18 protein-coding genes and 3 pseudogenes are annotated in these 22,201 nt (G+C 64.6%); 17 read left to right on the top strand and 4 right to left on the bottom strand.

Annotated elements, in window-relative coordinates:
- The first annotated feature begins 83 nt into the window (after positions 1-83).
- The 12 genes and pseudogenes from OR16_RS04760 (at position 84) to OR16_RS04705 (ending at position 11,164) form a co-directional block, all read left to right on the top strand.
- Positions 84-734 carry an NADH-quinone oxidoreductase subunit J gene (locus tag OR16_RS04760; protein WP_006156829.1) on the top strand — a complete coding sequence of 217 codons (651 nt, stop codon included), beginning with the start codon at positions 84-86 and terminating at the stop codon, positions 732-734.
- A 17-nt stretch (positions 735-751) separates the two neighbouring features.
- A complete protein-coding gene (gene nuoK, locus OR16_RS04755) occupies positions 752-1,057 on the top strand; it encodes an NADH-quinone oxidoreductase subunit NuoK (protein ID WP_006156828.1) in 306 nt (101 codons plus the stop codon).
- Between the two features lie 59 nt (positions 1,058-1,116).
- Positions 1,117-3,216: an NADH-quinone oxidoreductase subunit L gene (nuoL, locus tag OR16_RS04750; RefSeq protein ID WP_006156827.1), complete on the top strand. Its 2,100-nt coding sequence runs from the start codon at positions 1,117-1,119 to the stop codon at positions 3,214-3,216.
- Between the two features lie 13 nt (positions 3,217-3,229).
- Positions 3,230-4,696: an NADH-quinone oxidoreductase subunit M gene (locus OR16_RS04745; RefSeq protein ID WP_006156826.1), complete on the top strand. Its 1,467-nt coding sequence runs from the start codon at positions 3,230-3,232 to the stop codon at positions 4,694-4,696.
- An 18-nt stretch (positions 4,697-4,714) separates the two neighbouring features.
- A pseudogene (gene nuoN / locus OR16_RS04740) lies at positions 4,715-6,187 on the top strand (NADH-quinone oxidoreductase subunit NuoN).
- Positions 6,188-6,209: 22 nt separating this feature from the next.
- Positions 6,210-6,518 (top strand): DUF2818 family protein, encoded by a 309-nt coding sequence (locus OR16_RS04735; RefSeq protein WP_006156825.1) that lies wholly within the window; start codon positions 6,210-6,212, stop codon positions 6,516-6,518.
- A 52-nt stretch (positions 6,519-6,570) separates the two neighbouring features.
- On the top strand, positions 6,571-7,302 hold the full coding sequence (locus OR16_RS04730) for an NUDIX domain-containing protein (protein ID WP_006156824.1): 732 nt from the start codon (positions 6,571-6,573) through the stop codon (positions 7,300-7,302).
- Positions 7,303-7,531: 229 nt separating this feature from the next.
- A pseudogene (locus OR16_RS04725) lies at positions 7,532-7,948 on the top strand (DUF1178 family protein); the annotation flags it as partial.
- A gap of 32 nt (positions 7,949-7,980) precedes the next feature.
- A pseudogene (locus tag OR16_RS04720) lies at positions 7,981-8,887 on the top strand (acyl-CoA dehydrogenase family protein).
- A gap of 13 nt (positions 8,888-8,900) precedes the next feature.
- A complete protein-coding gene (locus OR16_RS04715) occupies positions 8,901-10,019 on the top strand; it encodes an acyl-CoA dehydrogenase family protein (RefSeq protein WP_006156822.1) in 1,119 nt (372 codons plus the stop codon).
- A 150-nt stretch (positions 10,020-10,169) separates the two neighbouring features.
- On the top strand, positions 10,170-10,619 hold the full coding sequence (locus OR16_RS04710; protein ID WP_006156821.1) for a MaoC family dehydratase: 450 nt from the start codon (positions 10,170-10,172) through the stop codon (positions 10,617-10,619).
- Between the two features lie 65 nt (positions 10,620-10,684).
- Entirely contained in the window at positions 10,685-11,164 is a 480-nt protein-coding gene (locus tag OR16_RS04705) for a MaoC family dehydratase (RefSeq protein ID WP_006156820.1), read from the top strand.
- A gap of 113 nt (positions 11,165-11,277) precedes the next feature.
- Here the strand turns inward: OR16_RS04705 and OR16_RS04700 are convergent, their stop codons facing one another.
- The 4 genes from OR16_RS04700 to OR16_RS04685 form a co-directional block, all read right to left on the bottom strand.
- Entirely contained in the window at positions 11,278-12,579 is a 1,302-nt protein-coding gene (locus OR16_RS04700) for an MFS transporter (RefSeq protein ID WP_006156819.1), read from the bottom strand.
- A 3-nt stretch (positions 12,580-12,582) separates the two neighbouring features.
- A complete protein-coding gene (locus OR16_RS04695) occupies positions 12,583-13,365 on the bottom strand; it encodes an alpha/beta fold hydrolase (protein ID WP_006156818.1) in 783 nt (260 codons plus the stop codon).
- Between the two features lie 125 nt (positions 13,366-13,490).
- Entirely contained in the window at positions 13,491-14,258 is a 768-nt protein-coding gene (locus OR16_RS04690) for an SDR family oxidoreductase (RefSeq protein WP_006156817.1), read from the bottom strand.
- 76 nt (positions 14,259-14,334) lie between these two features.
- On the bottom strand, positions 14,335-15,822 hold the full coding sequence (locus OR16_RS04685) for a flavin-containing monooxygenase (RefSeq protein WP_006156816.1): 1,488 nt from the start codon (positions 15,820-15,822) through the stop codon (positions 14,335-14,337).
- A gap of 346 nt (positions 15,823-16,168) precedes the next feature.
- Here OR16_RS04685 and urtA point away from each other — a divergent pair, with 346 nt between their 5' ends.
- The 5 genes from urtA to urtE all read left to right on the top strand — a co-directional run bounded on the left by urtA (position 16,169) and on the right by urtE (position 22,022).
- Positions 16,169-17,434, top strand: a complete 1,266-nt coding sequence (gene urtA, locus OR16_RS04680; protein WP_043418481.1) for an urea ABC transporter substrate-binding protein — start codon at positions 16,169-16,171, stop codon at positions 17,432-17,434.
- Positions 17,435-17,603: 169 nt separating this feature from the next.
- Positions 17,604-19,244 (top strand): urea ABC transporter permease subunit UrtB, encoded by a 1,641-nt coding sequence (gene urtB / locus OR16_RS04675; protein WP_081488682.1) that lies wholly within the window; start codon positions 17,604-17,606, stop codon positions 19,242-19,244.
- Positions 19,244-20,449, top strand: coding sequence for an urea ABC transporter permease subunit UrtC (gene urtC / locus OR16_RS04670; RefSeq protein WP_006156813.1), 1,206 nt, complete (start codon positions 19,244-19,246; stop codon positions 20,447-20,449). Before urtB ends, urtC begins: the two co-directional genes overlap by 1 nt.
- Positions 20,446-21,294, top strand: coding sequence for an urea ABC transporter ATP-binding protein UrtD (gene urtD / locus OR16_RS04665; RefSeq protein ID WP_006156812.1), 849 nt, complete (start codon positions 20,446-20,448; stop codon positions 21,292-21,294). The genes urtC and urtD overlap by 4 nt, the downstream gene beginning before the upstream one ends.
- Before the next feature lie 35 nt (positions 21,295-21,329).
- Positions 21,330-22,022, top strand: coding sequence for an urea ABC transporter ATP-binding subunit UrtE (gene urtE, locus OR16_RS04660; RefSeq protein WP_006156811.1), 693 nt, complete (start codon positions 21,330-21,332; stop codon positions 22,020-22,022).
- Positions 22,023-22,201: the final 179 nt, after the last annotated feature.

The raw sequence follows: 22,201 nt of genomic DNA, 5'->3' as shown, positions 1-22,201 counted from the left end.
GGGCCCCGTGCGGGGCTAACGAAAAGGATGCCGCAAGGGCAGGCCACCAGGGGTGGCTTGTGCCGGAAGGCTCGACGAGGACCATGGAACTCACGACCACCATCTTCTATGTCTTTGCGCTGGTGCTGGTGCTCTCCGCACTGAAAGTCATCACCGCGAAGAACCCGGTGCACTCCGCACTGTTCCTCGTGCTGTCGTTCTTTACGGCGGCCGCGATCTGGATGCTGCTGAAGGCCGAATTCCTCGCCATCCTGCTGGTGCTGGTCTATGTAGGCGCCGTGATGGTGCTGTTCCTGTTCGTGGTGATGATGATCGATATCGACATCGAGCACCTGCGACGGGACTTCTGGACCTATGTGCCGCTGGCCTCGGTGATCGGCGCGCTGATCATCGGCGAGATGGCCACCGTGCTGGTGCGCAACTTCATCGGTACCACGGTGCCGCTGAACAACGTGGTGCATGGCCCGGACTACTCCAACACGGCCGAGCTCGGCAAGCTGATCTACACCGACTACATCTACGCCTTTGAAGTAGCGGGCATCATCCTGCTGGTGGCCATCATCGCCGCCGTCGCGCTGACGCTGCGCCGCCGCAAGGACAGCAAGTCGCAAGACGTGGGCGTGCAGCTGCGTACCCGCCGCCAGGACCGCGTGCGCCTGGTCTCGATGCCCAGCGAAGCCCGTGCCGGCACCCAAGCCAGCCCGGATGCCGCGGCTGCCGCTAACAAGAACTAAAAGCCCGGAGAAACGCTGTGCTCTCTCTCGCCCATTTCCTCGTGCTCGGTGCGATCCTGTTCGCCATCAGCATCGTTGGTATTTTCCTGAACCGCAAGAACGTCATCGTGCTGCTGATGGCGATCGAGCTGATGCTGCTTGCGGTCAATATGAACTTCGTCGCCTTCTCGCACTATCTGGGCGACCTGGCAGGACAGGTTTTCGTTTTCTTCATCCTCACGGTGGCTGCGGCCGAATCGGCAATCGGCCTTGCAATCCTGGTCGTGCTGTTCCGCAACCTGGACACGATCAACGTGGACGACATGGACACCCTCAAGGGCTGATCCGAGTCTCTACGTTATGAACCAAGACCGTTCTCCGACCGCACACCACTAAGCGTCCTATGGCAACCACGCTCGACCCCAACCTGCTACTGGCGATTCCGCTCGCACCGCTCGCCGGTGCAGCCATCGCCGGCCTGTTCGGCACCAAGTTCTTCAGCACGTTCTCCTCGGAGACGCGCGCCGGCCGCACGCTGGCCCACACCGTGACGATCCTCGGTGTGGCGATCTCCTGCCTGCTGTCGATCATCGTGCTGATGGACGTCCTTGACGGCGCGAGCTTCAATGCCACCGTGTACGAGTGGATGACGATCGGCAGCCTCAAGATGGAAGTGGGCTTCCTGGTCGACTCGCTGACGGCGATGATGATGGTGGTGGTGACCTTCGTCTCGCTGATGGTGCACATCTACACCGTCGGCTACATGAGCGAAGACCCGGGCTACAACCGCTTCTTCGCCTACATCTCGCTGTTCACCTTCTCGATGCTGATGCTGGTGATGAGCAACAACTTCCTGCAGCTGTTCTTCGGCTGGGAAGCTGTGGGCCTGGTGTCGTACCTGCTGATCGGCTTCTGGTACACCCGCCCGACCGCCATCTTCGCCAACCTGAAGGCCTTCCTGGTCAATCGCGTGGGTGACTTCGGCTTCATCCTCGGCATTGGCCTGCTGCTGGCCTACAGCGGCAGCATGAACTACACCGACGTCTTCGCGGCGCGCGACCAGCTCGCCACGGTGATCTTCCCGGGCACCGACTGGCTGATGATCACGGTCGCCTGCATCTGCCTGTTCATCGGCGCCATGGGCAAGTCGGCCCAGTTCCCGCTGCACGTGTGGCTGCCTGACTCGATGGAAGGCCCGACCCCGATTTCCGCGCTGATCCACGCCGCCACCATGGTGACGGCCGGCATCTTCATGGTCGCGCGCATGTCGCCGCTGTTCGAGCTGTCGGACACCGCGCTGTCGTTCGTGCTGGTGATCGGCGCCATTACCGCGCTGTTCATGGGTTTCCTCGGTATCATCCAGAACGACATCAAGCGCGTGGTGGCTTACTCCACGCTGTCGCAGCTGGGCTACATGACCGTCGCGCTGGGCGCCTCGGCCTACTCGGTGGCCGTGTTCCACCTGATGACCCACGCGTTCTTCAAGGCACTGCTGTTCCTTGCGGCCGGCTCGGTCATCATCGGCATGCATCACGACCAGGACATCCGCAACATGGGTGGCCTGCGCAAGTACATGCCGATTACCTGGATCACCTCGCTGGTGGGTTCACTGGCCCTGATCGGCACGCCGTTCTTCGCGGGCTTCTACTCCAAGGACTCGATCATCGAGGCCGTGGCCGAGTCGCATATCCCGGGTTCGGGATTCGCTTACTTCGCGGTGCTGGCCGGCGTGTTCGTCACGGCCTTCTACTCCTTCCGCATGTACTTCCTGGTGTTCCACGGTGAAGAGCGTTTCGGCAAGGAAGACCACCATGCGCATCACGCGGGCAACCATGACGATGAGGAGGCAACCGCCGACCATCATCACGGCCTGGCCCCGGGCGAGAAGCCGCATGAGTCGCCTTGGGTCGTGACGCTGCCGCTGGTGCTGCTGGCTATCCCGTCGGTGGTGATCGGCGCCATGGCGATCGGCCCGATGCTGTTCGGCGACTTCTTCAAGCATGGCGTGGCCTTCAAGGACGTGATCTACGTCGGCGAGAACCACCATGCAATGGAAGAACTGGCGCAAGCCTTCCACGGCTGGGTGGCGATGGGCCTGCATTCGCTGACCACGCCGGTATTGTGGCTGGCGATCTCGGGTGTGGCGCTGTCCTGGTTCTTCTACATGAAGCGTCCGGATATCCCGGCCGCCATCAAGCAACGCTTCTCGGGCCTGTACACGCTGCTCGACAACAAGTACTACATGGACGCCATCAACCAGGCCGTGTTTGCCCGTGGTGCCCGTCTGCTTGGCACCGGCCTGTGGAAGGGCGGCGACCAGGGCCTGATCGACGGCCTGGTGGTCAACGGCTCCGCGCGCGTGGTGGCCTGGTTCGCGTCGGTAAGCCGTTACCTGCAATCCGGCTACATCTATCACTACGCATTCGCCATGATCCTGGGCATGTTGATACTGCTGACGATGACGGTGTTCGGCACCTCGTTCGCCACGGTGAGCGCCAAGTAAGGAAAACAAGAAAATGGTTCTGTCTTTCGCTATCTGGCTGCCGATCTTTTTTGGCTTGCTGGTCCTTGCCTCGGGTTCCGACCGTAGCCCCGGCTACGTCCGCTGGATGTCGCTGTTCGGCTCGATCGCCAGCTTCATCGTCACGCTGCCGCTGGTATTCCACTTCGACCGTTCCACAGCTGCGATGCAGTTCGTTGAGAAGTCGGAATGGATCGAGCGCTTCAACATCAACTACCACCTGGGTGTCGACGGCATCTCGATGTGGTTCGTGGTGCTGACCGCCTTCATCACGGTGATCGTGGTGATCTCCGCCTGGCAAGTGATCACCGAGCGCGTGGCCGAGTACATGGCCGCGTTCCTGATCCTGTCGGGCGTGATGGTCGGCGTGTTCTGCGCGCTCGACGGCATGCTGTTCTACGTGTTCTTCGAAGCCACGCTGATCCCGATGTACATCATCATCGGCGTCTGGGGCGGCCCGAACCGCGTCTACGCGGCCTTCAAGTTCTTCCTGTACACGTTGCTCGGCTCGCTGCTGACGCTGGTTGCCCTGTTGTACCTGTACAGCAAGACCGGTACCTTCGAGATTCTCGAATGGCACCAGGCCAAGCTGTCGATGAACGAGCAGATCGCGCTGTTCATCGCCTTCTTCATGGCGTTTGCCGTGAAGGTGCCGATGTGGCCCGTCCACACCTGGCTGCCCGACGCCCACGTGGAGGCGCCGACCGGCGGCTCGGTGGTGCTGGCTGCCATCATGCTGAAACTGGGCGCCTACGGTTTCCTGCGCTTCTCGCTGCCGATCGCGCCCGACGCCAGCCATAGCATGGCCGCCTTCATCATCACGATCTCGCTGATCGCGGTGATCTACATCGGCCTGGTCGCGCTGGTGCAGGCCGACATGAAGAAGCTGGTGGCGTACTCGTCGATCGCCCACATGGGCTTCGTCACGCTGGGCTTCTTCATCTTCAACGAGATCGGCATCGAGGGCGGCATCATCCAGATGATCTCCCACGGCTTTATCTCGGGCGCCATGTTCCTTTGCATCGGCGTGCTGTACGACCGCGTGCACTCGCGCCAGATCGCCGATTACGGCGGTGTGGTGAACACCATGCCGAAGTTCGCGGCGCTGTCGGTGTTCTTCGCCATGGCCAACTGCGGCCTGCCGGCTACCTCGGGTTTCGTCGGTGAGTTCATGGTCATCCTGGGTGCGGTCAAGTTCAACTTCTGGATCGGCCTGCTGGCAGCCACGGCACTGATCCTGGGCGCGGCCTATTCGCTGTGGATGGTCAAGCGCGTGATCTTTGGCGACGTGGTGCACAAGCATGTCGCCGAGCTGGTCGACCTGAACAAGCGCGAGTTCTTCATGCTTGGCCTGCTGGCGATCATGACCCTGTATATGGGCCTGTATCCGAAACCCTTCACCGATGTGATGCACGCTTCCGTGGTGAACCTGCTGTCGCACGTGGCGCAGTCGAAGCTGTAATCGGGGAGAGAAACAAACATGCAACCGTCCTCGACATTGGCACCTGTGGCGCCAATCATTTTTGGCGATCGCGATCGCCGCGGTCAACTGGATTGATCTTGCCCGTGGCAAGAACCGCTCCAGCGTGGCCTATCCGCTGTCGCTGCTGACCACGCTGGTGCTGACCGTATGGTTCGGCATCAACGGCGTCGCCGGCGAGACGCATTACGCGTTCGCCAACCTGGTGGTGGTGGACCCGATGGCCAACCTGCTGTCGGCCTTCGCCTCCGCCGCGCTGTTCGTCACGCTGGTCTACACCCGCAGCTACCTGGCTGACCGCGACATGTACAGCGGCGAGTTCTACATGCTCGCGCTGTTTACGCTCGGCGGCCAGATCGTGATGATCACCGGCAACAACTTCCTGACCCTGTACCTGGGCCTGGAGCTGCTGTCGCTGGCGTCGTACGCGCTGGTGGCCCTGCGCCGCGACAACCGCGTGACCTCCGAGTCCGCCATCAAGTACTTCGTGCTGGGCGCGCTGGCCTCGGGCTTCCTGCTGTATGGCATGTCCATGCTCTATGGCGCCACCGGCTCGCTGAACCTTGGCCAAGTGTTCCGCGTCGTGGAGTCGGGCCGCGTCAACACCACCATGCTGGCCTTCGGCGTGGTCTTCATCGTGGCCGGCATCGCGTTCAAGATGGCGCCGCGCCGTTCCACATGTGGATTCCGGACATCTACCAGGGCTCGCCGACCGCGGTGACGCTGCTGATCGCGGGTGCCCCGAAGCTGGCTGCGTTCGCCATGGCGCTGCGCCTGCTGGTCGAAGGCCTGCTGCCGCTGGCAATGGACTGGCAAGTCATGCTGGCCGTGCTGGCCGTGGCGTCCCTGGCCATCGGTAACCTGACGGCCATCGTGCAGACCAACCTGAAGCGGATGCTGGCGTACTCCACCATCTCGCACATGGGCTTCCTGCTGCTGGGCCTGCTGTCCGGCGTGGCCGACGGCAAGGCCAGCGGTGCCGCCAGCGCCTACGGTTCGTCGATGTTCTATGCCGTGACTTACGTGCTGACCACGCTGGGCACCTTCGGCATCGTGCTGCTGCGCGCCGGCAAGGATTTCGAAGCCGAGACCCTGGACGACCTCAAGGGCCTGTCGCGCAAGAACCCCTGGTACGCGCTGCTGATGCTGGTGATGATGTTCTCGCTGGCAGGCATCCCGCCGACCATGGGCTTCTACGCCAAGCTGGCCGTGCTCGAGGCCGTGGTCAAGAGCGGCATGACCTGGCTGGCCGTGGTGGCCGTGCTGTTCTCGCTGATCGGCGCGTTCTACTACCTGCGCATCGTCAAGCTGATGTACTTCGATGCACCGGCCGACGATCGCAAGCTGGAATCCAGCTTTGGCCTGCGTTCGATGTTGACCCTGAACGGCGCGGTCATCATCGCCCTGGGCCTGTTCCCGGCGGCGCTGATGAACCTGTGCTACCAGGCCATCCGCGCCACGCTGGCGTCCTGATGCACTACGGCGGCGCAGCGATATGAGTTCATCCACGGCGGGCTGGTTTGTCATCTTGCTGGCATTGGTCTGTGCCAACCTGCCGTTTATCAACCAGCGCCTGTTCGCGCTGATTCCACTGCGCGCCGTCAAGAAGCCGCTGTGGATGAGGCTGGCCGAGTTGATCACCTGGTATGTGGCGGCAGGCTTGGCCGGCTTCGCCGTGGAGGCGGGCCTGGGCAACGCCTTCCCGCAGGGCTGGCAGTTCTACGCCATCACCGCCTGCATGATGCTGGTGTTTGCCTTCCCGGGCTTCACCTGGCAGTACCTCGTCAAACATCGCGCGGCTTGACGGCCGGGTAGCGAAGGCGCCCGGGCCGGCCGCGTCCGGACCCGGAGCTTTCATGAGCGACAAGATTGACACGCAGGAAGCCGGCGACATCGCCGTCGGCGACGACCTCGGCCTGAAAGAAGTGTGCGTAGCATCCGCCACGCTGCACACAGGCAAATTCCTCACACTCAAGCAAGACATCGTCAAGCTCCCCGATGGCAAGCATGCCGGGCGGGAATACGTATTGCATCCGGGCGCGGTCATGATGATTCCGCTGTTCGACGATGGCACCGTGCTGCTGGAGCGGCAATATCGGTATCCGGTCGGCGAAGTGATGCTTGAGTTCCCCGCCGGCAAGCTGGATCCCCAGGAAGGCGCGCAGCGCTGCGGCGAGCGCGAGCTGCGGGAGGAAACCGGCTACAGCGCGCGGCGTTGGGATTACCTCACGCGCATCCATCCCGTCATTTCGTATTCCACCGAGTTTATCGATATCTTCCTGGCGCGGGACCTGACCGCCGGGCCGGCGCAGCTTGATGAAGGCGAATTCCTCGAGACGTTTATCGTGCCGGCGGGGCAGGTGATCGATTGGGTGCGCTCCGGGCGGATTACCGACGTCAAGACGATCATTGGGGCGTTTTGGTTGGAGAAGGTGGTGTCGGGGGTATGGGGGGTGGGGGAGCCCCCGCAGGGGGATGTCGTATGGCTCTTGGGTTCAACAACCAACGCCGATGAAATAAACAGCGACCAACCCCGCAGGGCGATGTCGTATGGCTTTTGGGTTCAACAACCAACGCCGACGAAATAAACAGCGACCAACCCCGCAGGGCGATGTCGTACGGCTCTTGGGTGCAAAAAACCATCGCCGCCCCAACGGCGTAAAATCCCATTTAGCCGTGTGATCGCAGCCATACCTCGTCACCCTTTGTACAAGGCTCCCCACCAAGGGCATGCGTAATGGCTGCAAAAAAATTAGCACGACCGTTCACAAAATTCCGTTTCGCGGATACTATAGCCTTCGACGGGCTGGAAACATCATGAAGGTGCTCGACCTGCGCTGCGCGCAAGACCATCGATTCGAGGGCTGGTTTGCTTCGGAGGACGACGCGCAATCGCAGATTTCGCAAAATCTCGTCCAATGTCCGGTCTGCGAAGACCATGCCATCACCCGGCTGCCCAGCGCGCCGCGCCTGAATCTCTCGGGAGCGGCCGGCGCGCCGGCAGGCAAGCCAGCCGGGGCGAAAGCCCCGATGGCCCCGGCGACAATGCAGTCGCTTTACCTGAAGGCGGTAAAGCAGGTGCTGGCGCGGACCGAGGATGTGGGCGAACGCTTTGCCGAAGAGGCCAGGCGCATGCATTACGACGAAGCGCCGGAACGCGGGATCCGCGGGACGGCTTCGCCGGATGAAGTGCAGGCGCTTGCCGACGAAGGCATCGATACTTTCCAGCTCGTGCCGGTCTCACACCGGCATCACTGGAGACGGGCATGGATCTCAACTATTCGGCGTCCGACGATGCCTTCCGCGCCGAAGTGCGCGGCTGGCTGGAGGCCACTCTGCCGGCGGAAATCAGCAGCAAGATTCTGAACCACCGCCGCCCTAACCGCGACGACCTGGTGCGCTGGCACAAGCTGCTGGCAGGCCGCGGCTATCGTCAACGGCCAGAAGACCTGGACCACGCTTGGCCAGCACGCCGACATGATCTTCTGCCTGGTCCGCACCGACTTTGAAGCCAAGAAGCAAGAGGGCATCTCCTTCCTGCTGATCGACATGAAGACCCCGGGCATCACCGTGCGCCCGATCATCATGCTCGACGAAGAGCACGAAGTGAACGAAGTGTTCTTCGACAACGTCCAGGTGCCGGTGGAAAACCGTGTGGGCGAAGAAAACCGCGGCTGGACCTACGCCAAGTACCTGCTCGGCCATGAGCGCACCGGCATCGCCCGCGTGGGCAACTCCAAGCGCGAACTGGGCTTTCTCAAGCGCGTTGCCAAGCAACAGCAGAAGAACGGCCGCCCGCTGCTGGAAGATCCGCTGTTCGGCGCCAAGGTTGCCGCGCTGGAAATCGAGCTGATGGCGCTGGAGCTGACCGTGCTGCGCGTGGTGTCGAGCGAGAGCGCCGGCAAGGGCCCCGGCCCCGAGGCTTCGATGCTCAAGATCAAGGGCACCGAGATCCAGCAGATGCTGACCGAGCTGATGGTGGAAGCCGTCGGCCCCTACGCCCAGCCGTTCGACACCGCCTACCTGGAATGCGAACACGAGCACGCGGTGACCGGCTATGACGATGCCGCGCCGCTGGCCGCTTACTACTTCAACTATCGCAAGACCTCCATCTACGGCGGGTCCAACGAAATTCAGAAGAACATCATCAGCCAGATGATCCTGGGGCTGTGAGGAGACACGCGATATGAACTTCAATCTCAGCGACGAACAGAAGCAACTGGCAGACGCCGTCCACCGCTTCATCGACAAAGACTACGATTTCGAAACCCGCAAGAAGGCCATCAAGGCCGCAGCGGGCCATAGCGACGCCGCCTGGGGCGCGCTGGTCGAGCTCGGCCTGACCGCGCTGCCGGTGCCGGAAGCGCAGGGCGGTTTCTCGGGCACGCCCGTCGACATGATGGTGGTGATGCAGGAACTGGGCCGCGGCCTGGTGGTCGAGCCGTACTTCGCCACCGTGGTTGCCGCCTACGCGCTCAAGCTGGCCGGCGGCCAGGACGCGCTGCTGGAACAGGTCGCCACGGGCGAGCTGAAGCTGGCCGCTGCCTTCAACGAGCCGCATGCGCGCTATGCGCTCAACGATGTGCGCGTGACGGCCAAGGCCGGCAAGCTCAACGGCCGCAAGGTCGTGACCATTCACGGCGCGCAAGCTGGCAAGCTGGTCGTCTCGGCCCGCACCAGCGGCGCCGATGCCGACACCAATGGCATCTCGCTGTTCCTGGTGGAGCCGAAGGCGGCTGGCGTCAGCATCACCGACTACCGCACCATCGACAACCTGCGCGCCGCCGATATCACCTTCAAGGACGCACAGGGCGAGCTGCTGGGCACCGAAGGCGCCGCGTTTGCGCTGATCGAGCAGGTGGCCGACTATGCCGCCGTGCTGCTGTGCGCGGAAGCCGTTGGCGTGATGGACACGATCAACGCCGCCACGCTGGAATACGCCAAGACGCGCCAGCAGTTCGGCGTGCCGATCGCGCGCTTCCAGGCGCTGCAGCACCGCATGGTGGAGATGTTCATCCACGCCGAGCAATCGCGCTCGATCACGCTGCTGGCCGCCGCCAAGTTCGACGAGGCCAGCCCGGAAGAACGCCGTCGCTTTGCCTCCGCGGCCAAGGCCCGCGTGGGCCAGGCGGCTCGCTCGGTCGGCCAGGAAGCCGTGCAGATCCACGGCGGCATGGGCGTCACCGACGAACTGCCGGCGGCGCATATGTTCAAGCGCCTGACGCTGATCAACACCACCTTCGGGGATGTCGATCATCACCTGGCGCGCTTCGCGACACAGCCTGGCTTCCTGGAAACGGTCTGATCCAGGCTGCACCAAAGAACCGCGCCGGTTGTTCCAGGCGCGGTTTTTTGTTATGTAATGATCTCGTGTCCTGCGGCTCGTTTCGCGTAATCCGCAATCACCGATTCACCGATTTACCGATTCACCGATTCACCGTTGACGGAGCGATTCATGCCCACCCTGTATTTCGAAGACTTCGCCGTCGGCAGCAAGCGCGATCTCGGGTCCCACCTGGTGACGGAGGAGGAGATCCTCACCTTCGCCCGCCAGTATGATCCCCAGCCCTTCCACGTCGACAAGGAAGCCGCGCAGAAGAGCATCTACAAGAACCTGATTTCCAGCGGCTGGATGACCTGCTCGATCATGATGCGCCTGCTGGTGGACAACATGACCTCCAAGGCCGCCAGCATGGGCTCGCCCGGCGTTGATGAGATCCGCTGGCTCAAGCCTGTCTACGCGGGCGATACGCTGAGCGTGTCGCTGGCGGTGCTGGATGCGCGCGCGTCCTCGTCCAAGCCGGATCGCGGAGTGGTGCACACCCAATGGGAAGCCACCAACCAGCGCGGTGAACTGGTCTGCACCGTCAAGGGCATGGGCATGTACGGACGGCGCCCCGCCTGAGTATCCTCAAGCATCATCCCGGCCATCCCGGCCACTACCGACAACACAGAGAACTAGGAGACACCATGCGTACCATCGCTTCGCTTGAAGAACTGGAAAGCCTGCAAGGCCAGGAAGTGGCCGTCAGCGACTGGATCGAGATCACCCAGCAGCAGGTCAACCAGTTCGCCGAAGCAACCGGCGATCATCAATGGATCCACGTCGACGTGGAGCGTGCCCGGCGCGAGTCGCCGTTCGGCGGGCCGGTAGCGCATGGCTTCCTGACCTTGTCGTTGCTGCCGGCGTTCATGCACAACGCGCTCGATATGCCGGGCGTGAAGATGGGCGTCAACTATGGCCTGAACCGCGTGCGCTTTACCGCGCCGGTGCCGGTCGGCAGCCGCCTGCGCGCGCGCGTGAAGCTGCTGTCGGTGGAGCGCCTGGAGCCGCTGCCGAACGCGCCAGCGCTGGTCGGCGCCCAGTCCACCTGGGAAGTCACGGTGGAGCGCGAGGGCAGCGAGCGCCCGGTGTGCGTGGCGGAGTCCATCAGCCGCCGTTACTCGTAAGCCAGCCGGGCCGCCACGCAATGGTGTGCGGCGGCCCGCACCGTTTTATCAATCGGCGCTTGTCATGCGGGTTGCCAAGGCGATCCACCTGTTCAGCAACGCCGCCGATCTCGTCAGGCCGGCGAGCGTACGGCCGCCAGCGTTTGCGGCGAGGCCGCCAGCGCCTTCGCGGAGCGCTCGGGATTGAGCCAGCACAGGCCAATCACACCGCTTGCCAGCAGCAGCGAAGCGTTGATCGTGAAGCCCACGTCGAAGCCGCCGTTCATGCCATGGCGCTGCACCAGTTGCCCCACCACCGCCGGTGCCAGGATGCCGGCCAGCGTGATTAGCGCCGTGTGGATCGACAACACGCTGCCGCGCTGGCTCTCTGGCACGATCTGCGCGAGCATGGCCGGCGTCAGTGCGAACGCCACGGGCGGCAGGCATGCCGCCACGGCGATCAGCAAGGTCTTGGGCACCGGCGCCAGCGTGATCGATGCGATCGCCAGGTACACGCCGCCGCCTGCCAGCGCGGCCACCGAGATGACCGCGCCACGCGCGAGCCGCGACGATGCGCCCCCTCGCAGCATGCGCTGCGACAGCCAGCTGAGGAGCAGCGTGACGGGCATGGCCGAGGCCACGATGGCCGCATACCAGCGTCCGGTGGTGACCGGGTCGAAGCCCAGGCCCTTTTCCAGGTAGGCGGGCAGCCAGGTCAGCCCCAGCGCCAGCGCCCAGTACGCGCAGAAGCCAATGGCCAGGCAGGCCAGCACGGTCGGGTCGCGGAAGATGCGGCGATAGGGCAGGCGCACGGGCGTGGCCGCGGTGCCGGCGTGTGGTGCGCTTGCCCGTGTCAGTGGTCCCTCGCGTCCCACGCAGAGCCACATCGCGCTCCACGCGATGCCAATGCCGGCCAGGATCATGAAATTGGCGCGCCAGCCCCATCGCATCGTCACCAGCGGGATCAGCAGTCCCGCCAGCAGCAGGCCCACGGTGGCTCCCTGGTTGATCATCGCCACCGGCAGGTTGCGCTTGTGGTCCGGAAACCATTTGAATAGCGCGTGCACGGAGATCGGGAAGGCCGGCCCCTCTGCCACGCCAAGCAGCATGCGGCACAACAGGATGGTCATGGCCGATCCCGCCAGCGCCAGCGGGACCTGGAGCACGGCCCACGACAGGCCCATCGCCAGCAGCAGCCAGCGCGTGGCCACGCGATTGGAGAGAAAGCCGACCAGCACGGTGGATAGCGAGAACAGCCAGAAGAAGCTGCTCGCGATCAGGCCGAACTCGGCCGGCGGCAGTTTCAGGTCCGCCATCAGCGGCACCGCGACCATGCCCAGCACGATCTTGTCGAGGAAGTTGATCAGCGAAAGCCAGGTCAGCATCGAGGCCATGGCCCAGGCGCTGCGCGGCTGGTAGGACGCAAGTGTATTCATCGGTCAGCCTTTGGCTCGGTTGGATCGGTTGGATCGGTTCGACGTGTTGGCCTGGTGCTCGCTTGTCCCGGTGGTGGCTGCATCCAGGTGCTGCTCGATCAGGGCGAGCAGGCGCTCGGGCTGTTCCAGCATCACCAGGTGGCCACTGTCGATCTCCGCGTAGCTGGCGCCGCTGATCGCCTCGGCGAGCGCGCGGCAATGGGCCGGCGGCACCATCTGGTCGTGGCGCATGCCGATCACGAGCGTGGCGGCGCGGATGCGGGGCAACAGCGGTGTGATGTCGACGATGGCGTCGAGCCCGGCCTGGCGGTCGCTGCCGGGCGCCAGGCTCGCGCCGAATCGCCGCAGGATGCCCTCGACGGTGGCGTGGTCCATGCGCGCGATGAAATGCTCCGATACGCCATTGAGCAGGATCATGCGCGCCAGTTGATTGTGGTCCGACCGCGCCAGCGACTGCCACAGCGCGAACAGCAGGCGCATGCGGCTATCGGTCCGCGCCCAGGCGCCGAACAAGACCAGGCGCCGCACGCGCTCGGGCATCAGCGCGGCGGCGGTGGCGGCCACCACGCCGCCTAGCGAATAACCGACCAGGTCCACGGGCTGGTCGCCAGCCAGCGCCATGCAGTCGCGCACCTGTCCGACCAGCGCATCGAGCGTCAGCGGCGCGCCGTCGTCACGGGTTTCGCCAGAGCCCGCAAGGTCGAGCGCCAGGCAGCGCCTGCGCTGCGCTAGCCCGGGCAGCAGGGCGGCCCAGTTGGTCTCCGCGCTGGAGCTGGTGCCGTGCATGAGAATAGCCGGCGGCCGGTGCCGGCCTCGATCAGGCTGGTTCGGATAGTCTCCGACGCGATTTCCAGGCGTTGCATGTCGAATTCCCTTGGCTTGGCTTGGCTTGGCGGGTTGGTTGGACAGGGTCACTGCGCGGTGATGCCGCCATCGACCGTGAACTGTGAGCCCGTGATGTAGCGGCCCTCGTCGCTGGCCAGCAGCAGGAAGACGCCGACGATTTCCTCCGGCGTGGCCAGGCGGCCAAGGGGCGTGAAGGCTTCGATGCGCGCGCGCGCGGTGCCGCCACCGGCATCGCGCTGGTCCAACGCGTCCCGGACCATCGGCGTGTCGACGAAGCCGGGGTGGATGGAGTTGACCCGCACCGGCGGCTTGAGCGTGGCACCGTGCAGGGCGGCCGAGCGCGTGAGCAGCGTGACGCCGCCCTTGGCCGCGCAGTAGGCGGCAACCTGCGCGCCGCCCACCTGGCCGTAGACCGAGGAAACATTGATGATGGCGCCACCTGCGCCCATCAGCGGCAGGGCGGCGCGGCAGCCCAGGAAGACGCCGGTCAGGTTGACGTCGAGCGTGCGCTGCCAGTCGGCCAGCGTGCAATCCGCCACCGAGCCGCGCAGCGCGATGCCGGCATTGTTCACCAGCACGTCCAGCTTGCCATGCCGCTCGCGTACCGTGCTCATGGCGGCTTCCCAGCCCGTCTCGCTGGTGACGTCCAGCGTTTGGTAGTGCGCCTGCGCGCCTTGCGCCCGCAGGGCTTCGGCCAGGACTCTCCCGGCGGCATCGTCGATGTCGGCGAGCACCACGCGCGCGCCGGCTTGCGCCGCCGCGCGCACAAAAGCCGCGCCGAGGCCGGACGCGGCGCCGGTGACCATGACCACTTTGTCGTGCAGACGCTGCATGTGAAGTCTTCCTCGAACGGTGGGTGTCAATGCAATCGATGTCGCCGATCTTGCCGGTGCCGGCGGCCGGGCAACGCTAGGCGCGCTCGCCGGCATGGCGCAGCACAAAGTGCCCCCAGTCCGGCTTGCGCGTCTTCCACCAATAGGCGGTGGCGTGGCTCGACCAGTTGTTGATGACCCTGCCGCTGGCCGACTTGTACCAACTGCTGCACGAGCCTGCCCACGCGGTCTGGCCGATGGCCGCCTGCAACGCCTGGTTGAAGCGCGCCACCACCTCCGGGCGCACCTCCATGGAGGCGAAGCGCGCCGAGCGGCAGGCCCGGATGCACTGCAGGACATAGCGCGCCTGGCACTCCAGCATGAAAATGATGGAGTTGTGGCCCAGGTTGGTATTGGGGCCGTACAGCACGAACAGGTTGGGAAATCCCGGTGCCGTCATGCCGAGATAGGCCTCGGGATCCTCGCGCCACTGATCGGCCAGGGTGCGTCCATGGCGGCCGTAGATGCGGATCGGCGCGAGGAAGGCGCGGGCGTCGAAGCCGGTGGCGAAGATGATGACGTCGGCCGGATGCCTGGCGCCGTCGGCCGTGACTACGGCATCGGCTTCGACGCGCTCGATGCGGGTGGTCTCGACCTGGACGTTCGGCCGCTTGAGCGCCTCGTAGAAATCGTCGGAAATCAGGATGCGCTTGCAGCCGATCGGGTAGTCGGGCGTGAGCTTGGCGCGCAGCGCCGGGTCGGGGATCCTGTGCGCCAGGTAGCGGCGCGCCAGCGTTTCCAGCTCCCGGTTGCGGCCGCTGTCGCGCTGCATGCGCCCGAAGCGCAGTTCGCGCTGCAGGTAGAGATGCCAGCGATGCAGCCGGGCCGTCCACGGGTGGCGTTCGAAGCGCGCCTGTTGCCCGGGCGTATAGGCCTCGCCGTTGCGCGGCAGCACCCAGTTGGCACTGCGCTGGAATACCGTCAGCTTGCCCGCCTCCGGCGCGATGCGCGGGATGAACTGCAGCGCGCTGGCGCCGTTGCCGATCACCGCGACCTGCTTGCCGCGCAGATCGGCGTCATGGCGCCAGCGCGCGGAATGGAAGGCCGTGCCGGCAAAACTGTCCAGCCCCGCAATGTCCGGCGCCAGCGGGCGGTTGAGTTGCCCCGTGCCGCTGACAAGGATGCGCGCGGCGATGGTGTCGCCGTTGCTGGTGGCCACCTGCCACAGGCAGGCGGCTTCGTCGTAGCGCGCCTCGGTGACCTCCGTGCCGAAACGGATATGCCCGAGCAGCCCAAAGCGCTCTGCGCAGTGCTGCAGGTAGCGATGGATCTCCGGTTGGGGCGAATACGCGGTGGACCAGTCCGGCTTGGGCGCGAACGAGAAGCTATAGAGATGGGAGGGGATGTCGCAGCCGCAGCCCGGGTAGGTGTTATCCCGCCAGGTGCCGCCTACGGTGCCGGCCTTCTCCAGCATGACAAAATCATCGATGCCGGCTTGCTTGAGCCGGATACCCATGCACATGCCGGCCACGCCGGCGCCGATGATGACGATCTGGTCCGCGCCGGGCGTCGTTGACGCTTTCAATGGGCTGTCTCCGTCGTGCTTTTTTTGGTAGGCGCGGCGCATGCGGCAACGCCGTGGCGCGCAATCGAGCGCTCACCATAGAGCCGATTGCGGATTCGGGCAAGTCACGGCGCAACATGCGCGCCGCCGGATGCCCCAATCTGAATCCGCTGGTGGCGGCGCACAGGCTTGGTGCGTGACGCTTGCGCACTATCGTGGTGCGATTGGCCGCATTGCGGCCTCCAGAGGCTCTTCAGGCCGTGTGCACAGCCTTGTATACATGCTTGTATGCCATGGCACGCTAGTTGCAGAAGGATTACCCGGGGTGCGTTGTTCCTTTATCCAACACGACAATCTGGGAGCTGCAATGAAAAGACGTGACATGCTGAAGCTGTCGGCGGTAGGCGCCGCGGCCTTGTTTGCAACGGCAGGCGTGAGCCCGCTGGCGTTGGCGCAGTCCAAGGAGCCGATCAAGATCGGTATCCTGCATTCGTTGTCCGGCACCATGGCCATTTCCGAGACTTCGCTCAAGGACGTGGCGCTGATGACCATCGACGAGATCAACAAGAGCGGCGGCGTGCTTGGCCGCAAGCTTGAGCCGGTGGTGGTCGACCCCGCTTCCAACTGGCCGCTGTTCGCCGAGAAGGCGCGCCAGCTGGTCACCAAGGATAAGGTTGCCGTGACGTTCGGCTGCTGGACCTCGGTGTCGCGCAAGTCGGTGCTGCCCGTTTATGAAGAGCTGAATTCGCTGCTGTTCTATCCGGTGCAGTACGAAGGCGAGGAGATGTCCAAGAACGTTTTCTACACCGGTGCGGCGCCCAACCAGCAGGCCATTCCGGCGGTGGAATACCTGATGAGCAAGGAAGGCGGCGGCGCCAAGCGCTTCTTCCTGCTGGGCACCGACTACGTCTACCCACGCACCACCAACAAGATCCTGCGCGCCTTCCTGAAGAGCAAGGGCGTGGCGGACAAGGATATCGAAGAGGTCTACACGCCGTTCGGCCACAGCGACTACCAGACCATCGTTGCCAACATCAAGAAGTTCTCGCAGGGCGGCAAGACCGCCGTGATCTCCACCATCAACGGCGACTCCAACGTGCCCTTCTACAAGGAGCTGGGTAACGCCGGCCTGAAGGCCAAGGACGTGCCGGTGGTGGCGTTCTCGGTGGGTGAGGAAGAACTGCGCGGCATCGACACCAAGCCGCTGGTGGGCCACCTAGCCGCATGGAACTACTTCATGTCCGTCAAGAACCCGGAGAACGAAGCCTTCAAGAAGCAATGGGCGGCGTGGGTCAAGGCGAACAACCTGCCGGGCGGCGACAAGCGCGTGACCAACGACCCGATGGAAGCTACTTACGTGGGCATCCATATGTGGGCGCAAGCCGTGAAGAAGGCCGGCACGACCGATCCTGACAAGGTGCGTGCCGCGATGTATGGCCAGACCTTCAAGGCGCCGGACGGCTTCACCCTGACCATGGGCGAGAACCATCACCTGTACAAGCCGGTGATGATCGGCGAGATCAAGGGCGATGGCCAGTTCACGGTGGTGTGGAAGACGCCCAAGGCCGTGCGCGCACAGCCGTGGAGCCCGTTCATCGCGGGTAACGAAGGCAAGCCGGACAAGGTGATGTAAGCAAGCTTGGCCTTGCTCTGTCTGCCTGCCGGGCTTGCGGCCTGTGGGCGAGCAGAGGGAGCAAGGCAGCATCTCTTCTACGCTGTCCGCCGCTTCGGCGCCGTGGTGGCAAATCGTCACGCTGATCAAGGTGATGCGCGCGCTTCATCGCGCGCGCTTCGCAAACCTTATGCACCGACCCTTATCGTTCTCTCTCGCTTCACGGTTGCGCGCCATGCTGGCCGCGCTGCTCCTGCTGGCCGCGTGCCCGCTGTGGGCCGCGCCGCTTACGCAGGCCGACCTGAAGCCGCTGGCCGAAGACGACTTCGATGCCAAGACCGCCGCGATCACCGCGCTGACCAAGGCACCGGTGGCGCAGGCCGGCCCCATTCTCAAGGCGTTGCTGCAGGACGATACGCTGCAATACGCGCCCGACGTTGGCATGGTGCGCCAGGACGGCGACAAGCTGGTGGACGCGATCAGCGGCAAGCCCGTCACGGTCAAGCCCGATGCGCTCGAAGCGCTCACCCTCAACAACAGCCTGCGCGCGATGGTGGACAGTGCCGCCAGCAGCACGCTGCTGCAATCGCCCGATGCGGCGGTGCGCACGCAGGCCGTCAATACGCTGCTGGACCAGCCGGGGAGCGCTTCGCGCCCGGTGGTGGAAGCCGCGCGCAAGGCCGAGGCCGACGCCGGCCTGCGCACCAAGCTCGACGTGATCTGGGCCAATATCGTGCTGGCGGATGGCAGCCGCGACGATCGGCTCGAAGCCATTCGTATCCTTGGCCGCGACAGTAATCCGCAGAGCCGCCAGAAGCTGCAGCCATTGCTGGAGAAAGATGCCGCCGGCAATTATCGTGAGCCCGACGCCGAACTGCGCGGCGCCGCGCTGCAGGCGCTCGATGCCCTGCGCGGCGACCAGCGCCGCGCCGAGCTGATCGGCAACCTCTTTGCCGGCCTGAGCCTGGGCAGCGTGCTGCTGCTCGCCGCACTGGGGCTGGCCATCACCTACGGCCTGATTGGCGTCATCAACATGGCGCACGGCGAATTCCTGATGATCGGCGCCTATGCCACGTACATGGTGCAAGGCGTGTTCCGCGCGCATTTCGCCAGCGCGTTCGACTGGTACCTGCTGTTCGCGCTGCCCGCGTCGTTCCTCGCCTCCGCGGTGGTCGGCTTCGTGCTGGAGCGGCTGGTGCTGCGCCATCTCTACGGCCGTCCGCTGGAAACCCTGCTGGCCACCTTCGGCGTGAGCCTGCTGCTGATGCAGGCGGTGCGCACGCTGTTTGGCGCGCAGAACGTGGAAGTGGCCAATCCGTCCTGGATGAGCGGTGGCGTGGAGTGGCTGCCCGGCATGGTGCTGCCGTACAACCGCATGGTCATCATCGTGTTTGCGCTGGCGGTGGTGGCGGTGGCCTGGGCTGTCCTCAATCGCACCCGCCTTGGCCTGTTCGTGCGCGCCACCACGCAGAACCGCACCATGGCGGCTTGCGTGGGCGTGCGCACCTGGAAGGTGGACAGCTACGCCTTTGCCTTTGGCGCGGGTATCGCCGGCCTGGGCGGCTGCGCGCTGTCGCAGATCGGCAATGTCGGCCCCGACCTCGGCCAAGCCTACATCATCGACTCCTTCATGGTGGTGGTGCTGGGCGGTGTGGGGCAGCTCGCAGGCACCATCATCGGCGCTTTCGGGCTGGGCCTGATCAACAAGTTCATCGAGCCGTTCTATGGCGCGGTGCTGGCCAAGATCTTTGTCCTGGTGCTGATCGTGCTCTTCATCCAGAAACGCCCGCAGGGACTGTTCGCGCTCAAAGGGCGCAGCGCGGAGGCATGATGAAGACTTCACTCTCGAATCCATCCACGGCGGGTTTCCGGCTGGCTGTGCCGGAGCGCCAGCCGCTGTTCTCCGGGCGCAGTTGGGCCGCCCTGCTGGTGATCGCGCTGGTGGTGGGCTTCGGCGTGCCGGTGTGCGCGCTGCTGGTGCCCGAAGGCCATCCCATGCATCTGTCGGCCTATGCGCTGACGCTGATCGGCAAGATCATGTGCTTCGCGCTGGCCGCGATCGCGCTGGACCTGGTGTGGGGCTACTGCGGTATTCTCAGCCTCGGCCACGGCTTGTTCTTCGCGCTCGGCGGCTATGCCATGGGCATGTACCTGATGCGCAGCATCGGCCGCGAAGGCGTGTACAAGAGCGACCTGCCCGACTTCATGGTGTTCCTCGACTGGAAGGAGATGCCGTGGTTCTGGCACGGCACCGAGCATCTCGGCTATTCGATGCTGCTGGTGGTGCTGGTGCCGGGCGTGCTGGCGTGGCTGTTCGGCTTCTTCGCCTTCCGCTCGCGCATCAAGGGCGTGTACCTGTCCATCATCACGCAGGCCATGACGTACGCGGCCATGCTGCTGTTCTTCCGCAACGAGACCGGCTTCGGCGGCAATAACGGCTTCACCGATTTCAAGCGCATCGCCGGCTTTGCCGTGGCGGCGCCGCAGACCCGTACCGCGCTCTTCGTGCTGACGTTCCTTGCCTTGCTGGCGGGCTTTATCGCCTGCCGCTACATCGTGACGTCCAAGCTCGGCCGGGTCGTGACCGCGATCCGCGATGCCGAGATGCGCGTGATGTTCTCGGGCTACAACCCGCTTGGCTACAAGCTGTTCGTGTGGACCTTCTCGGCCGTGCTGTGCGGCATCGCCGGCGCGCTCTACGTGCCGCAGGTGGGCATCATCAACCCGGGCGAGATGTCGCCGGCCAACTCCATCGAGATGGCGGTATGGGTGGCCGTGGGCGGACGCGGCACGCTGATCGGCCCGATCATCGGCGCCTTCATCGTCAATGGCGCCAAGACCATGTTCACGGCGTACTTCGCCGAGTACTGGCTGTTCCTGCTGGGTGCGATGTTCGTGCTGGTGACGCTGTACATGCCGGATGGCGTGATCGGCCTGCTCAAGCGCGCGCGCGCCATGCGCGCAAGCCCGCAGGCCGCGCCGGGCAACGCGGCGAACGCGCCGGCGGCCGCCACCCGCAGCGGAGGGGAAGCATGAACGCAGCACTGGGAGCACAACAGGCGGAAAGCGGCGGCACCACCGGGCTGGGCCGCGTCATGGAGCCGGGCGTCATCGACGTCTCGCACGGCCCCATTCTTTACCTGGAAGACGTGACGGTGCAGTTCGATGGCTTTCGCGCGCTCAACCAGCTCACGCTGTCGATCGACCACGGCGAGCTGCGCTGCGTGATCGGGCCTAATGGCGCTGGCAAGACCACCATGATGGACGTGATCACAGGCAAGACCGGGCCGCGCAACGCCAATGTGAGCGGGCGCGTGTTCCTCGGCCAGACCATCGACCTGATGCGCATGACCGAGCCCAGGATCGCGCAGACCGGTATTGGCCGCAAGTTCCAGAAGCCCACCGTGTTCGAGCAGCACGAAGTGTGGGAGAACCTGGAACTGGCGATGAAGGGCGACAAGCGCTGGTTCCATTCGCTGCGGGCGCGCCTGGGGGCCGAAGGACATCGCCGCATCGAGCAAACGCTGGCGCTCACGGGGCTGGAGGACGAGGCCTATCGCCCGGCCGGCTTGCTGTCGCACGGGCAGAAGCAGCGGCTGGAAATCGGCATGCTGCTGATGCAGCAGCCGCAGTTGCTGCTGCTCGACGAGCCGGTGGCGGGCATGACCGATGAAGAAACCATGCAGCTGGCCAAGCTGCTCAACAGCCTGCGCGGCACCTGCTCGATGATGGTGGTGGAGCACGACATGGAGTTCGTCGCGGCGCTGGCCGGCGATGCGGGCAAGGTCACGGTGCTGGCCGAGGGCAGCGTGCTGGCCGAAGGCACGCTCGACGCCGTCAAGCGCGAGGAGCGCGTGATCGAATCCTATCTCGGCCGCTAAGCGCTTCGCACCGGATAGAAACAAGGAACGAGACTATGTTGCAGGTCAATGCACTCAACCAGTTCTACGGCGGCAGCCACATCCTGCGCAACGTCACCTTCGAGGTGCCGCAAGGCAAGCTGACGACCTTGCTTGGCCGCAATGGCGTGGGCAAGAGCACCTTGCTCAAATGCCTGATGGGCGTGGTGCCGACCAAGAGCGGCAGCATCAGCTGGGCGGGGCAGGCGCTGGAGAAAAAGCCGCCGTACGAGCGCGTGGCATCGGGGCTGGCCTACGTGCCGCAGGGCCGCGAGATCTTCCCGCGCCTGACGGTGGAGGAGAACCTGCTGATCGGCGCGGCCAGCCTCAAGAGCCCGTCGGGCGTGCCGGACCGCATCTACCAGTTGTTCCCGGTGTTGCGCAGCATGCGCCAGCGCCGCGGCGGCGATCTCTCTGGCGGCCAGCAGCAACAGCTGGCGATCGGCCGCGCGCTGATGAGCGAGCCGGAACTGCTGATCCTGGACGAGCCGACCGAAGGCATCCAGCCCTCGATCATCCAGGACATCGGACGGGCGCTGCGCCTGCTGGTGGATGAGTTCGGCATGACCGTGCTGCTGGTGGAGCAGTACTACGAATTCGCCCGGCACCTGGCGGATCACTACGTGGTGATGAGCCGCGGCGAAGTGGTGGCCAGGGGCGAGGGCGCGAAGATGGAAGAGGAGGGCGTGCGGGAGCTCATCGCGGTGTGATATCACACGCGGAGCCGCATGATCGTCATGCGGGTGTGTTCCCCTCTCCCGCTGTGCAGGAGAGGACGAACGCGTGCCGGTGATGGTTCGGACACCGCCCCGAATACCACTTCCAGTGCTTCTGGCTGCGCGCTATGATGCCCGCATCCAGCACACGATGCATTGCCGGCCGCCTCCGC

The sequence above is a fragment of the Cupriavidus basilensis OR16 genome (assembly GCF_000243095.1).
Lineage (GTDB): Bacteria > Pseudomonadota > Gammaproteobacteria > Burkholderiales > Burkholderiaceae > Cupriavidus > Cupriavidus basilensis_D.
Note: the sequence above shows the minus strand (reverse complement) of the source record. Positions and strands in the feature narration are given on the sequence as shown.